Origin of the sequence: Halorussus halophilus (genome assembly GCF_008831545.1) — an archaeon.
Classification (GTDB): domain Archaea; phylum Halobacteriota; class Halobacteria; order Halobacteriales; family Haladaptataceae; genus Halorussus; species Halorussus halophilus.
In genome coordinates this window covers 3,391,782-3,404,783 of record NZ_CP044523.1, presented here as the reverse complement: position 1 = coordinate 3,404,783, position 13,002 = coordinate 3,391,782, and the positions used below count along the sequence as shown (strand labels likewise).

Here is a 13,002-nt window from a genome sequence, read left to right as displayed (position 1 = left end):
ATCTGCCGTCCGAGCGGTCGATTTTTGCGCGCAGTGGGGGTTCGGCGCGGACGTTGTCACTTGCTAACATCGGTGACCGTCCGTCCAGAAATAGAGCTGTCGAACGTCCGGTTTCTGGACGGTATACAACCTTATATCGATATTACCTGCTTTTAAATCGGACGGCCGTCTAATAGGTGCTTGAAAAATTTTCTTTTGTCAACACACAAGCTTATGTAGCACTCCGTCATCACGATATACCGTGAGCCAGAGTACGAACGCGGATGAATACTCCGTAATCGTGAACAGTTGTCCAGATGATCTCGTCGAGCTAGCGGAGGTGGACGATTCGTGAAGGCGACGTTGCTACAGGCGACCGACTTGCAAACCCTCGCGGAGGGTGTGAACCTGATGTGGGTGTTAGTCGTGACGTTCCTCATCTTCTTCATGCACGCCGGGTTCGCTATGCTCGAAGCCGGACAGGTGCGTTCGAAGAACGTCGCCAACCAGTTGACGAAGAACCTGCTGACGTGGAGTGTCGGCGTCCTGCTGTACTTCCTCGTCGGCGCGGGCGTCTCCTCGCTCGTCGGTGGCTTGACCGGCCCCGAATCGACCACCATCGCCGAGTCGTTCGCCTACATCAACGGCGGGTCGGCCGGATGGGTGAGTTGGCTCTTCGGCGCGGTGTTCGCCATGACCGCCGCGACCATCGTCTCCGGCGCAGTCGCGGGCCGCGCGAAACTCCGCGCCTACGTGACCTACACCATCCTGCTGGCGGGCATCATCTACCCCGTCGTCGTCGGCTTCACGTGGGGCGGCGGCATCCTCGCCGAACTCGGCTTCCACGACTTCGCGGGCGGGATGATCGTCCACGGACTCGGCGGCATCGCCGGTCTGACGGCCGCCTACGTCATCGGCCCGCGTCTCGGCCGCTTCAACGACGACGGTACGGTCAACGTCATCCCCGGTCACTCGCTGACGTTCGCGGTCCTCGGCACCCTCATCCTCGCCTTCGGCTGGTACGGCTTCAACGTCGGCACCGCCGCGACGGTGTTCGTCGTGGAGAACGGCAGCCTGCAACTCGACGCGTTCAGCTACGTCGGCCGCGTCGCACTGGTGACGACCCTCGGCATGGCCGCCGGAGCAATCGGCGCGGGTGCGGTGTCGATGTACAAGACCGACAAGGTAGACACGCTCTACGTCGCCAACGGCATGCTGGCCGGTCTAGTCGGCATCACTGGCATCGCCGACGCCATCGTCTGGCCCGGCGCGATTGCCGTCGGACTGCTCGCTGGCGCACAGTTGCCCGTGGTCTTCGAGTTTGTCGAGAAGCGCCTGAAGATAGACGACGTGTGTGCGGTGTTCCCCGTCCACGGCTCCGCTGGCGTTCTGGGCGCGCTCGCCTACCCCTTCGTCGCAGTCGAAGGCTTCAGCGTCTCCTCGCTGGTCGCACAGGTCGCAGGCGTCGCGCTCATCGCAGTCTGGACGATTGCGGCGACCTACCTTGTCTTCGGTATCGCGAAGAGTCTCGGACAGGCCCGCGTCACGGCGGACCACGAGCGCGACGGACTGGACAGTTCCGAACACGGCGTGGACACCTACCCCGAGTTCGGCCAACCGGAAGTCGAGGCTGGCGCGGTTCGCACGGACGGCGGAGGCCCGCCCAACGACGGGGGCATCAAGATGGTCACCGCAGTAATTCGCCCCGACCGTCTGAGCAACGTCAAGACCGCACTCGCACAGGTCGGTGCGCCGAGTCTGACGGTGACGAACGTTTCGGGCCGCGGCAGTCAGCCCGCGAAGACCGGACAGTGGCGCGGCGAGGAGTACACCGTCGATTTGCACCAGAAGGTGAAAGTCGAGTGCGTCGTCGCCGACGTGCCCGCCGACGAGGTGGTCGAAGCAATTCGTGAGGCCGCAGACACCGGCGAACCGGGCGACGGCAAGATATTCGTCCTGCCGGTCGAGGACGCCTGTCAGGTTCGCACGGGCATGCGCGGCCCGGAAGCGGTCTGAACGTCTGGTAACGGGAGCAGATAGAACTACAATCGTCACGGTCCTTTTTTACGGTCCCCGAAGCCGTCGCGGGAGTCGCGGGAACCGCCGCGCGCGCCGAATGAGCCAATGCTAAGAAGCCCGCGACTGAACCCCCGTGCATGAACCACGAGAACTCGCGGGAACTCTACGACCGGGCACTCTCCGTCTTGCCGGGCGGGGTCAACTCCCCGGTGCGGGCGACGCGACCGTACCCCTTCTTCGTCCAGCGCGGCGACGGCGCGCACGTCATCGACGCGGACGGCAACAAGTACATCGACTACGTGATGGGCTACGGTCCTCTGCTTCTGGGCCACGACCTGCCCCAAGAGGTCCAGAGTAGGATTCAGTCGCAACTGGCCGACGGACCGATGTACGGCGCGCCCACCGAAGTCGAAGTCGAGTTGGGCGAGTTCATCGCGCGCCACGTGCCGAGCATCGAGATGGTGCGGTTCGTGAATTCGGGGACCGAAGCAACCGTTTCGGCAGTGCGACTCGCACGCGGGCACACCGGCAGAGACAAAATCGTCGTCATGCAGGGCGGCTACCACGGTGCGCAGGACTCGACGCTCGTGGAAGGGAAGTCGGGCGGCGTCGGCGCGCCGAGTTCCGATGGCATTCCGGCGGCGTTCGCTGAGGAGACCATCACCGTACCGTTCAACGACGAGCAGGCAGTGAAGTCAGTGTTCGAGGAGCGCGGCGACGAGATTGCGTGCATTCTCGTAGAGCCGATTCTGGGCAACTGCGCGTCTGTCGGCCCTGTCTCGGGCTACCTCGAAACCTTGCGTGAAGTGACGAACGACCACGGCGCGCTCCTGATTTTCGACGAAGTGATGACCGGATTCCGCGTCGGCGGCTTGCAGTGCGCGCAGGGCAAGTTCGGCGTCACGCCGGACTTGACGACGCTCGCCAAGGTCATCGGCGGTGGGTTCCCCGTCGGTGCGGTCGGCGGCCCAGCCGAAATCATGGAGAATCTCACGCCGGTCGGCGACGTGTTCCAAGCCGGAACGTACTCGGGCCACCCGCTCTCGCTGACGGCCGGGTTGGAGATGCTTCGCTACGCCGCCGAGAACGACGTGTACGACCACGTGAACCGACTCGGCGAGAAACTTCGCTCCGGGCTGACCGACATTCTGGCCGACCACGCGCCGGAGTACACCGTGCTGGGCTACGACAGCATGTTCAAGGTCGCGTTCACCCGCCGTGGACCGCGCGACTTGGACGGCCAGTGCGAAGCAGGCTGCCGCCAGCGACCGGAGTGCCCGCGATTCGAGTACTGTCCGAAGGACAAGGGCGACATAAACAGTGCCGAGACAGAACGCTGGGAGCGACTGTTCTGGCCCGCGATGCGCGAACAGGGCGTCTTCCTCACCGCGAACCAGTACGAGTCGCAGTTCCTCAGCTACGCCCACACCGACGAGGACGTAGAGGAGACGCTGGAAGCGTACAAAGAAGCGTTGTAGTGCCGCGTCGCCGCGCGGACTACGCTTCGCGGGTGACCTCGACGCGCTCGCGCAACCACTCGACGGCGTCGGCGACCGTCTCGGGGTCGGTTCCGGTCACCTTCAGGCGATTGCTGGCCGCCGCGTCGGGGTAGCTACCGACCGTCACGTCGAACCGCTCGCGGACACCCGTGAGCGCGTCTAGCAACGATGCTTCCGGTTGCGGCGTGTACAGCGTCGTGGAGACGGCGTCTCCCTCGAACTCCGCCGCGACCTGTTCGAACAGGGCCTTCATCTCGGCCGGGACTCCCGGGAACGCGTAGACGTTCTCCAGCACGCACCCTGGACACAGCCCCTCGGAGTTCACCAGCGCGCGACTCCCCTCGGGCAGCGACGCCCACGCATCGACGTCTAAGTCTAGTTCGTGCGCTTCGACCGTCTCGGGATTCGCATCCCGGTAGGCGGCCACGGTCTGGAGGACGTCTCGGTGGACGGCGTCTTCGACTGTGAGTTCGCGGTCGAAGGCATCTGCCAACGCGTCCACGGTCACGTCGTCGTGGGTGCCCCCGAGGCCGCCGGTCACAACTACGGCGTCGAAGGCGTCTGCCCACTCTGCGACCGTTTCTGCCAGCAGGTTGCGGTCGTCGGGCACTGTGAGGATGCGGACGACCGTCGCGCCGCGCTCGGTCAACCGACGCGCGAGCCACGTCGCGTTGGTGTTTTCGGTGTCACCGGCCAGCACCTCGTCGCCGACGGTGAGAATGGCGACTTCCATCGAGAAATACGACGGGTGCCGCGGGGAAAAGAGGCGCGCCCTCCGCCGACCGAGGTTATTTTCAACCCCCTACCCATCGTCACGGACGATGGACGGCGTTCTCTGGTACGTGCTGGCGAGTTCCCGCGGTGGACCCACGAGGGTCCGCATCGTCCGGGCGCTCGACCAGCGGCCGCGGAACGCCAACGAACTGGCCGAGGAGTTGGACTTAGACTACACGACGATACGCCACCATCTGGACGTTCTGGGTGACAACAACGTCGTGAAGCAGAGCGCCGACGAGTACGGCGCTGTCTACCTGTTCACCGACCAGACGAAGGCGAACTGGACGACGGTCGAGGAGATTCTGGACACCGTGGAAGCGGATGCGGAGGAAGAGGAGTAACTATGGACGAAATTTGGACAGTACATATTACCGACGCGCTCCGAGGAGGAACCGATGGCAGTCTGGCTTGACGTGGCGAGGGCCGCCGCAGGCGTGAACGTCCTGTTGCTGGTAGCCCTCGGTTCGGTCTGGCTCCGGAACTATCGACGACACGGTGCCGCTCACACGCTGGGCTTGCTGGTGTTCGGTGGCTTTCTCCTCGTGGAGAACCTCCTCTGGCTCTACTACTACGTTCTCCACCCAGACTTCGTCGGCTGGTTCGTCAACGCTGGCACGGACGTCCAGGTCGGCATGACGTTCCTCTGCGGTCTCGAACTCGTCGCGCTCGTCTTCCTCGCTCGCATCACGTGGCAGTGACACCAGTTCGAAATCTCCGAAGCCGCGAACCTTGGACGAATTTTGGACTAACTTCGGAAAACGTTCTTTCCCCGGAGCGTCGTCGCTCCTGTCATGGATTCGACCCGACGAACCTTCCTCGCCGTGACGGCCGGTACGCTCTCGGTTGGACTCGCTGGTTGTACCGGAAACACGGGGAGCCAGAGTGACGACGAAACGACAGAGACGACCACAGCGGCACCGACGGAAGGACAATCCACGACGACAGCAGGAGCGACCACTACGATGGCCGGAGACGCGACGGTTCGAACGCGCTCGCACGCCGAGTTGGGCACCATCCTCGTGGATTCGGCCGGGATGACTCTCTACATGTTCGAGAGCGACACGCAGGGTGCAGGCGAGAGCGTCTGCACCGACTCGTGTGCCGAAGCGTGGCCGCCACTGACCGTGGAGAGTGCGGATGCTGTCTCGGCAGAAGAGGACGTTTCGGCCGAGTTGGGCACCATCGAGCGGGCAGACGGTTCGACGCAGGTGACGGCGAACGGCTGGCCGCTCTACTATTTCGCCTCCGACGAGGAACCCGGTGACGCGAAGGGGCAGGGAGTGAACGACATCTGGTGGGTTCTGGACGCGGAGGGGTCGGTGGTGAAGCCGGGGTCGATGACTACGACGGCAACGGAGACCACCACGTCGGAAGAGGAGACGACGACAGGAGGTGACGCGATGGGAGACGATACGACGACAGGCTCGTCTGGGGTCGATTACTGAGCGACTGGGGAGTCGAGCGACGACCTGCTACCAGAGTACGACACCCGTATTATCCCGGAGTCCTAACGACTCGCTATGAGCAGTTCCGAGTCGGGCTACGTACGACGGAGCCACGACCACCACCACTGGTACTGGGTCGCCGCGATTCCCGTCACGTTCTTGCTCTGGCTGGTGGCGTTGGCGTGGCTCGCAGTCGCGTCTCAGTTCGAGTCGTCGTTCGGGTTCGGCGGGAGCACGGTCCAACTGTCGCTGGTCGCTCTCGGAATTCCGTTCGCCTTCCTCACGGCGTACTTCCCGCTGGCGGTGTATCGGGACGCGAGCTACATCGACCGAACGAGCGGGCAGTGGGCTCCGAACCCGATGCGACAGGCACTGTTGGCGGCACCGGGGCTAGTCGTCGCGATTCTCGTCGCTTTCATCGTCGTCATCTCCGGTAATTCCCAGTTTTCACTGCCGGTCATCGCTGGCTTCCTCGTTAGCGTCCCGTTCGCCACGTACTACATCTACCGCCGACGCGCTCGCGTCGGGGTACCCGACGTCCCGTGGTAATTCGTCCTGCAGACGACGGCGCGCCCAGCGACGACGCGCCCGAAAAACGGACAAGTGTTTCAACTTCCACCGCCCAGATTTGGGTATGAGCACACGTGGGATACAACTCCGTCTCGCCACGCGCGGGTCCGACCTCGCGCTTCGGCAGTCGGGAGAAGTGAAAGCCGCCTTGGAGGACCGCCGGTTCGACGTCGAACTCGTGGAAGTCGAGACGACCGGCGACCAACTCGAAGACGCACTCATCACGAACTTGGGCAAGACCGGCGCGTTCGTCCGCGACTTGGACCGGAAAGTGCTGGACGAAGAGGTAGACGGCGCGATTCACTCGATGAAGGACATGCCGACCGACCACCCCGACGAACTCATCGTCGCGGCGATTCCCGAGCGAGCGAGTGCGGGGGACGTACTCGTCACGCCCGACGGGACGACGCTCGACGAACTCCCCGAGGGAGCTACGGTCGGTACGTCGAGTCTCCGCCGGAAGGCACAACTACTGGCCGCCCGGCCGGACCTGAACGTCGAGCCGCTCCGAGGGAACGTGGACACGCGCGCAGAGAAACTCCTCGCGCCAGCGCTCCAAGCGGAACACGAGGCCCGAACCGAAGCAGAGAAAGACGAGAAGGCCGCCGAGGAGATTCAGCGGAAGGGCCACAAGAAGGACTTCGACGCGGAGTTCGACCGCACCGTCGAAGAGTGGTTCAACGACCTCGCGGAAATCGAACGCCGCGCCATGGAGCGAGAGGTCGAGACCGAGTACGACGCTATCGTCCTCGCGCAGGCCGGACTCGAACGGAGCGGCCTCGCCCACCACCTCCAGTACGAAGAACTGCCGAAAGACGAGTTCGTCCCCGCACCCGGACAGGGCGCGCTCGCGGTGACGAGCCTCGACACCGAGACGGCACAGAACGTCAACACCGTGCTGGACCACCCCAGAACCCGAGTCGAGACGACCGTCGAGCGGACGATTCTGGCCGAACTCAACGGCGGTTGCGTCGCGCCAATCGGCGTCCACGGTCTGATTCAAGGCGAGAACGTCCACGTCGATGTCCAAGTCTTCTCCCAAGACGGCACCGAGAAAATCGAGCTCTCCCGCGACGTGTCCGTCGAACACCACGTAAGCGGTGCCAAGGACGTGGCGCAGGAACTGCGAAAGCAGGGCGCGGCCGAGCTCATCGAAGAAGCGCGCGCCGACGAACCGCGGGAAGCGAAGCGAGAGTGAGGAGGAACTTCGAATGACCCAAGACGTGAGAGTCGCCGTCTTCCGCCCGGACGACGAACGACTCGCCGACGCAGTCGAACTGCTGGACTCGCTCGGTGCGGAACCAATCGCCGACCCGATGCTCGAAGTGAGACCCACCGGGAATGCCCCCGAGGACGGCGAGTACGTGATTCTGACGAGTAAGACCGGCGTCGAATTAGCCGCAGACACAGGCTGGGACCCGGGTTCGGCGACGGTTTGCGCAATCGGTGATTCGACCGCCGACGCGCTTCGGGACCACGGCTACGAAGTCGATGTCGTGCCCGAGGAATTCTCCTCCGCAGGACTCGTCGAAGCCCTCGAAGCCGAAGTCGAGGGGAAACCAGTCGAAGTCGCCCGTAGCGACCACGGGAGCGCAGTTCTCACGGATGGCCTCGCTGACGCAGGCGCGGTCGTAAACGAAACAGTGCTATATGAATTGGTCCGCCCCGCCGACTCGGGCGACTCTGCGACGGCCGCCGCAGACGGGGAGATTGAGGCCGCTCTCTTCACTTCCTCGCTGACAGTCGAACATTTCTTGGCGGCCGCCGAGGAGCGAGGCGTCCGCGAGGAGGCGATTGGGGGATTGAACGAGGCGATCGTCGGGACGATTGGCGAACCGACCCGCGAGACGGCCGAGGCCGAAGGTATCGAGGTGGATGTCGTGCCTGAAATCGCAGACTTCGAGAAACTGGCTTGCGAAGTGGTTGAGGAAGCCGCACCGACGTATCACGAGTAAGCGACGGATTAGAGACGGCGAAATTTCGAGCGGTGAACCTTTCACTCCTGACGTCCTCTGTCGAATCATGGGACTCGACTGCACGTACTGCGGTTGTGACGTAGAAGCCCACGACCCGGTGTACGTCGAAGAGCGAGTCGAAGGGGCGCGCGAGCAGACAGGACAGTTTTGCAACTACGGTTGTCTCTCGGCACACGTCGAAGCGGAAGAGTTGGCGACTGGGACGGTCTGTAACCTCGAATAGAGCGGCGAATTCGAGGAGTCCTCGGTCGAGAGCGATACTTTATAACCGATAGCGACCAACTCCTCGGCGAATGGCTTGTGCTGGTCCCGTCCCCGAACTCACAGAGCGTGCCGCGGCGTGTGCCGACCGACTGCGCGACGCCGACGAAGTGCTGTTGGCGTCCCACATCGACGCCGACGGACTGACCAGCGCAGCGGTCGCCGCCTCGGCCCTCGAACGCGCTGAGATTCCGTTCGAGACAGTGTTCAGCAAGCAACTGGACGCCGAGGAAGTGGCGTCGATTGCCGAAACAGAGTACGAGACAGTTCTGTTCACCGACTTCGGGAGCGGCCAGTTAGACATCATCGCGGACCACGAGCAAGCAGGCGATTTCACACCGGTCATCGCCGACCACCACCAGCCAGCGGACCCAGATACCGAGTTCCACCTCAATCCGCTGTTGTTCGACATCGACGGCTCTTCGGAGTTGTCCGGCGCGGGCGCGAGTTACGTTCTCGCGCGGGCGTTAGAACCTGAAGGTGGAGACAATCGTGACCTCGCCGGGCTCGCCGTCGTCGGCGCAGTCGGCGACATGCAGACCTCGGGCGGCGAACTGGTCGGCGCGAACCAGCAAATCGTGGACGAAGGCGTCGAAGCGGGCGTTCTCGACACGGCCACCGACCTCGCGGTGTACGGCAAGCAGACGCGCCCACTTCCCAAGTTGCTGGAGTACGCCAGCGACGTGTACATCCCCGGCATCACCAACGACCAGAACGGCGCACTGCGGTTTCTGGACGGACTGGACGTAGAGTTGAAATCGCAGGGCGAGGAGGGAACGAGCGGCGAGTGGCGGCGCTGGGTGGACCTCAATTCGGCGGAGCGCCAGACCGTCGCCAGTGCGCTGGTCCAGCGCGCGCTGAGCAAGGGTGTCTCGCCCGACAAAATCGACGGCCTCGTGGGGACGGCGTACACGCTCGTCGAAGAACCGACCGGCACGGAACTGCGCGACGTGAGTGAGTTTTCGACGCTCCTCAACGCGACGGCGCGCTACGAACGAGCGGACGTTGGACTCGCGGTCTGTCTCGGTGACCGCGACGAAGCGCTCGAACGTGCTCGAAAACTGCTGAGCAACCACCGACGCAATCTCTCGGAGGGACTTCAGTTGGTCAAGCGCGAGGGCGTCACGAAGGAAGATAATTTGCAGTGGTTCCACGCCGAGGACCGAATCCGCGAGACCATTGTCGGCATCATCGCGGGCATGGCCGTGGGCGCGGACGGCATCGACCGCGGGACGCCGATTCTCGCCTTCGCGGAGAAGAACGACGACGAAGTCAAAGTCTCCGCACGCGGGACGCCGTCGCTCACCCGGCAGGGATTGGACCTCTCGGTAGTGATGCGCGAGGCGTCACAAGCAGTCGGCGGCGACGGTGGCGGCCACAACGTCGCTGCCGGTGCGACGGTACCGAAAGGCACCGAGGAAGAGTTTGTCGAGCGCGCGGACGCGCTCGTCGGCGAACAACTCGGTTAGGAGTCGTCGCGGTCGTCTTCGTCTACAGTCGTTTCGCCGTCACCATACTCCGGTGCTGCCTCGGCGGAATCGTCGTCTTTCATGGTTTCGCAGGCCCAGCGTCCCGCTTCGAGGCATTCGGTTGGAACATTAACCATTCCGGAGATTGCATCAACAGTCTTCGTTTTTCGAACGTCCGGTACAGAAACGAGGAGCAGTATTGATATCGTCGTTGTTGGTTTATCGGCGAAGTGCGCCCAACTGTCGCCAGAACGGCGAGGCTGTCGAGAAACGCCGAAAAGGCCCCAAGTGCCGGAACGAGCAGTATCGGTCGAGCAGAGAGCGCCGAATCAGACAGACCGCCTCACTTTTGTCCGGGCCACACCTTCGCTCTCGTATGACCGACTTCGACGCCGAGAAGTTCGAGGACAAGTACGTCCACTACTTCAACGAACTCCAGCGCGCGTACAAGAACGCGTTCAACCGACTGAACGAGCGATACGACTCCCAGCTCATCCACGCAATCGACCAACAGGTACTGAACGAGAGCGAACCGTTCTACGAGGGAGACGGCGAGTTTCGCGTGGACCTGCCGGAGAATCCGGCCGACCGAGTGACGGGCGTGCTGGTAGACGACGAGAAGTTCGAAGAGATTCTCGACATCTACGTCGAGGAGATAGAGACCGAGTTGCGGCGAGTGTTCGGGTTCGAGTCGGGAAGAGAGGAGTAACGCAGTTATAGCGCCAGTTCGAGAGGAATCGTCGGATCCACTGGTTGGACAGTGACTGTTCAGATACTACTAAACGGCAAATATATGCCATTAGTTTAGGCAGACCAAAATATCTAAGTCGCGTTTAGGTAAACCTAAATCGTATGCGTAGAACCTCGACGCCGTTTCTCACGCGGCGCAACTTTCTGAAAGGTGCGGGAGCAGTCGGTGCAGGTAGCGTCCTCGCTGGTTGCATGGGAGATAGCGACAGTGGCGCGAACGGGACCACGACTTCGAGTCCGTCGAAGACGACGAACGGGGGCAACTCAACTACCCAGACCGCGCAGTCAGACGGGCCGTACTCGGTCTCGATGTCTCCGATGGGCGAAGTCGAATTCGACACGGTTCCCGAGAGCGTCTTCACCGTATTCCCGCAGTACGCGGACATGGCGCTCGCGCTCGGTCACAGTGATTCGCTTAACTCGGTGTACGTGCCGGAGATGACCGGAACGACGCTAAACCACTACTGCCACCACCTCGACGGTGTCTCCTTCGAGTGGAAGGACCTCGAGGACCCGTTGAGCGGTGGACTCACCAAGGAGTTGCTGTTCCAACTCGACAGTGACGTACACTTCGCTGACCCGGCGTGGGCCACGACCCAGAAGAACTGGAACAAGTCGGACGTTGAGGAAGTGAACTCCCAAATCGCGCCGTGGTTCGGGAACTTCTACAGCGGGACGCAGGCGAACCCGCCCGAGAAGTACAGCGACTACGAGTACTACACACTGTGGGACATGTTCGGCAAGGTCGCCGAAGTGTTCCAGCAGACAGCGAGGTACGAAGCGCTCGCGGAGGTACACGCGAACCTCGTTTCTACGATTCAGGCGGACCTGCCGCCGAAGGAGGAGCGTCCGACCGCAGTCCGGGTCACGCTCGCGGCCGATGGCCAGTCGTTCTACACCTACCACCTGAACAAGCCGGGGTACTGGCTGGCCGACACCCGGCCGCTCGGCGCGAACGACGCCTTCGCAGACGAGGACTGGAGCAACCTCTGGGGGACCGTCGATTACGAGACGATGCTCGAAGCCGACCCGGACGTAATTCTCCACCTCTGGGGCCTCACACCGAGTTACAGCATGAGCGAGACGATGAAGAAGCTCGAGGACAACTCGGCAGGCAGTCAGCTGAAGGCCGTGAAGAACGACCGGGTCTACCCCGGCGGAATGCGGTACCAAGGTCCCATCATGAACCTGTTCCAGCTAGAGATGGGCGCGAAACAGCTCTACCCCGAGCAGTTCGGCGAATGGCCCGAGTACGAGGACGGCAACCCGTACCCGGAAATTCCGGAGGATGAGTGGCTGTTCGACCGGAAGAAGGTGGCCAGCATCATCACTGGCGGCGAATAGAAACACGCGGCGACACAACTCTTCGGTTTCGAAGTCCACAGCGGGCCGAACGTCATCCCGAAACCGCGATTTTTCTTGGAATCTACGCGACAGAGCAGTCAGGGTGCAAAACCAACGATTGGTGGGGTGCATTCCTGCCTTCGAGGGTTTATAAGATAGCCCAAGATAAATTATATTCCGATATATCGAATGAGGAGTGTCGCAGTTCGGCGACAGTCACCTGTATCGCCCGACTGGCCTCGTGCGGTAGTCGGGTACCCCGCTGAAAGTCGATGGATGTTCACCGCGAGCGGAGGCGGCGCGCAGGGCGCGCCGCCGAGCGAGCGGGCCAAGGAACCCGCAGAAGAGCGCGTTCCGCGCGCTCTGGCGCGGGTGACGCAGGCTTTTCATCAACGTTTTGCCAGCGAGGTCGTGTAGAAGCCGACGGCTTCCACCGACCGACCGCAACAAAAGGTTGAACCAAAGGCCTAAGCCGTCTCGAACCCAACCTCGGTTCATGAGCACGGACACACAGGACGACGGAGACGACCTCGAAGAGCGCGTCAGCAACTTCCTGCGGCGCAACTTCCCGCAGATTCAGATGCACGGAGGTAGCGCGGCCATCCAGAACATCGACCGAGAGACGGGCGAAGTACACATCCAACTCGGCGGCGCGTGCAGTGGCTGTGGCATCTCGCCGATGACGATTCAGGCCATCAAGAGCCGCATGGTCAAGGAGATTCCCGAAATCGAGCAGGTCCACGCCGACACCGGCATGGACGGCGGTGGCGGTCACGGCGGCGGCATGAGTCCGTCGTTCCCCGGCGAGACGAGCGACGACGGCGAGGACGACGAAGGGCCACAGGCACCCTTCTAAGTCCGACTTTCCACACCCTAAACCAACTACTTCTTCGGCTATCGCGGACTTAACATC

General features: G+C 62.7%; 15 protein-coding genes. 13 read left to right on the top strand and 2 right to left on the bottom strand.

Going from position 1 to position 13,002, the window contains the following annotated elements; genetic code table 11:
- Positions 1-330 precede the first annotated feature (330 nt).
- Together F7R90_RS16840 and hemL are read left to right on the top strand one after the other, a co-directional pair.
- Complete coding sequence (locus F7R90_RS16840) at positions 331-1,995, top strand: ammonium transporter (protein WP_394352011.1); 1,665 nt, start codon at positions 331-333, stop codon at positions 1,993-1,995.
- Positions 1,996-2,135: 140 nt separating this feature from the next.
- The gene (hemL, locus tag F7R90_RS16835) at positions 2,136-3,476 is read left to right on the top strand and encodes a glutamate-1-semialdehyde 2,1-aminomutase (RefSeq protein ID WP_158058555.1); all 1,341 of its coding nucleotides are present in this window, start codon (positions 2,136-2,138) and stop codon (positions 3,474-3,476) included.
- Positions 3,477-3,495: 19 nt separating this feature from the next.
- On the opposite strand, the gene F7R90_RS16830 is transcribed toward hemL, so the two are convergent.
- Positions 3,496-4,230 (bottom strand): competence/damage-inducible protein A, encoded by a 735-nt coding sequence (locus tag F7R90_RS16830; protein ID WP_158058554.1) that lies wholly within the window; start codon positions 4,228-4,230, stop codon positions 3,496-3,498.
- An 88-nt stretch (positions 4,231-4,318) separates the two neighbouring features.
- Between F7R90_RS16830 and F7R90_RS16825 the strand changes: the two genes are divergently transcribed.
- From F7R90_RS16825 to F7R90_RS16790, 8 genes are all read left to right on the top strand, one after another.
- On the top strand, positions 4,319-4,615 hold the full coding sequence (locus F7R90_RS16825) for a winged helix-turn-helix domain-containing protein (RefSeq protein ID WP_158058553.1): 297 nt from the start codon (positions 4,319-4,321) through the stop codon (positions 4,613-4,615).
- Between the two features lie 54 nt (positions 4,616-4,669).
- Positions 4,670-4,972 (top strand): hypothetical protein, encoded by a 303-nt coding sequence (locus F7R90_RS16820; RefSeq protein WP_158058552.1) that lies wholly within the window; start codon positions 4,670-4,672, stop codon positions 4,970-4,972.
- Between the two features lie 93 nt (positions 4,973-5,065).
- A complete protein-coding gene (locus F7R90_RS16815; RefSeq protein ID WP_158058551.1) occupies positions 5,066-5,719 on the top strand; it encodes a COG4315 family predicted lipoprotein in 654 nt (217 codons plus the stop codon).
- Positions 5,720-5,794: 75 nt separating this feature from the next.
- The gene (locus tag F7R90_RS16810) at positions 5,795-6,268 is read left to right on the top strand and encodes a hypothetical protein (RefSeq protein WP_158058550.1); all 474 of its coding nucleotides are present in this window, start codon (positions 5,795-5,797) and stop codon (positions 6,266-6,268) included.
- Between the two features lie 85 nt (positions 6,269-6,353).
- On the top strand, positions 6,354-7,487 hold the full coding sequence (hemC, locus tag F7R90_RS16805) for a hydroxymethylbilane synthase (RefSeq protein ID WP_158058549.1): 1,134 nt from the start codon (positions 6,354-6,356) through the stop codon (positions 7,485-7,487).
- 13 nt (positions 7,488-7,500) lie between these two features.
- Positions 7,501-8,244 carry a uroporphyrinogen-III synthase gene (locus F7R90_RS16800; RefSeq protein ID WP_158058548.1) on the top strand — a complete coding sequence of 248 codons (744 nt, stop codon included), beginning with the start codon at positions 7,501-7,503 and terminating at the stop codon, positions 8,242-8,244.
- Between the two features lie 67 nt (positions 8,245-8,311).
- Positions 8,312-8,488 carry a hypothetical protein gene (locus F7R90_RS16795; RefSeq protein WP_192498347.1) on the top strand — a complete coding sequence of 59 codons (177 nt, stop codon included), beginning with the start codon at positions 8,312-8,314 and terminating at the stop codon, positions 8,486-8,488.
- 70 nt (positions 8,489-8,558) lie between these two features.
- The gene (locus F7R90_RS16790) at positions 8,559-9,995 is read left to right on the top strand and encodes a single-stranded-DNA-specific exonuclease RecJ (RefSeq protein ID WP_158058547.1); all 1,437 of its coding nucleotides are present in this window, start codon (positions 8,559-8,561) and stop codon (positions 9,993-9,995) included.
- Here the strand turns inward: F7R90_RS16790 and F7R90_RS22325 are convergent.
- Positions 9,992-10,132 (bottom strand): hypothetical protein, encoded by a 141-nt coding sequence (locus F7R90_RS22325; RefSeq protein ID WP_192498346.1) that lies wholly within the window; start codon positions 10,130-10,132, stop codon positions 9,992-9,994. The two genes, F7R90_RS16790 and F7R90_RS22325, sit on opposite strands and share 4 nt — an antisense overlap.
- Positions 10,133-10,371: 239 nt before the next feature.
- Here F7R90_RS22325 and F7R90_RS16785 point away from each other — a divergent pair, with 239 nt between their 5' ends.
- The 3 genes from F7R90_RS16785 (at position 10,372) to F7R90_RS16775 (ending at position 12,945) form a co-directional block, all read left to right on the top strand.
- Positions 10,372-10,704: a DUF5783 family protein gene (locus F7R90_RS16785; RefSeq protein ID WP_158058546.1), complete on the top strand. Its 333-nt coding sequence runs from the start codon at positions 10,372-10,374 to the stop codon at positions 10,702-10,704.
- Positions 10,705-10,847: 143 nt separating this feature from the next.
- Positions 10,848-12,089: an ABC transporter substrate-binding protein gene (locus tag F7R90_RS16780; protein WP_158058545.1), complete on the top strand. Its 1,242-nt coding sequence runs from the start codon at positions 10,848-10,850 to the stop codon at positions 12,087-12,089.
- A 496-nt stretch (positions 12,090-12,585) separates the two neighbouring features.
- A complete protein-coding gene (locus F7R90_RS16775) occupies positions 12,586-12,945 on the top strand; it encodes a NifU family protein (RefSeq protein ID WP_158058544.1) in 360 nt (119 codons plus the stop codon).
- Positions 12,946-13,002 lie beyond the last annotated feature (57 nt).

What these genes read in the sequence shown, in the direction of transcription:
- F7R90_RS16790 (WP_158058547.1), top strand. Translation starts at nt 8,559, where the DNA reads ATGGCTTGTGCTGGTCCCGTCCCCGAACTCACAGAGCGTGCCGCGGCG.
- hemL (WP_158058555.1), top strand. Translation starts at nt 2,136, where the DNA reads ATGAACCACGAGAACTCGCGGGAACTCTACGACCGGGCACTCTCCGTC.
- F7R90_RS16785 (WP_158058546.1), top strand. Translation starts at nt 10,372, where the DNA reads ATGACCGACTTCGACGCCGAGAAGTTCGAGGACAAGTACGTCCACTAC.
- F7R90_RS16775 (WP_158058544.1), top strand. Translation starts at nt 12,586, where the DNA reads ATGAGCACGGACACACAGGACGACGGAGACGACCTCGAAGAGCGCGTC.
- F7R90_RS16815 (WP_158058551.1), top strand. Translation starts at nt 5,066, where the DNA reads ATGGATTCGACCCGACGAACCTTCCTCGCCGTGACGGCCGGTACGCTC.
- F7R90_RS22325 (WP_192498346.1), bottom strand. Translation starts at nt 10,132, where the DNA reads ATGGTTAATGTTCCAACCGAATGCCTCGAAGCGGGACGCTGGGCCTGC.
- hemC (WP_158058549.1), top strand. Translation starts at nt 6,354, where the DNA reads ATGAGCACACGTGGGATACAACTCCGTCTCGCCACGCGCGGGTCCGAC.
- F7R90_RS16810 (WP_158058550.1), top strand. Translation starts at nt 5,795, where the DNA reads ATGAGCAGTTCCGAGTCGGGCTACGTACGACGGAGCCACGACCACCAC.
- F7R90_RS16780 (WP_158058545.1), top strand. Translation starts at nt 10,848, where the DNA reads ATGCGTAGAACCTCGACGCCGTTTCTCACGCGGCGCAACTTTCTGAAA.
- F7R90_RS16825 (WP_158058553.1), top strand. Translation starts at nt 4,319, where the DNA reads ATGGACGGCGTTCTCTGGTACGTGCTGGCGAGTTCCCGCGGTGGACCC.
- F7R90_RS16795 (WP_192498347.1), top strand. Translation starts at nt 8,312, where the DNA reads ATGGGACTCGACTGCACGTACTGCGGTTGTGACGTAGAAGCCCACGAC.
- F7R90_RS16820 (WP_158058552.1), top strand. Translation starts at nt 4,670, where the DNA reads ATGGCAGTCTGGCTTGACGTGGCGAGGGCCGCCGCAGGCGTGAACGTC.
- F7R90_RS16800 (WP_158058548.1), top strand. Translation starts at nt 7,501, where the DNA reads ATGACCCAAGACGTGAGAGTCGCCGTCTTCCGCCCGGACGACGAACGA.
- F7R90_RS16830 (WP_158058554.1), bottom strand. Translation starts at nt 4,230, where the DNA reads ATGGAAGTCGCCATTCTCACCGTCGGCGACGAGGTGCTGGCCGGTGAC.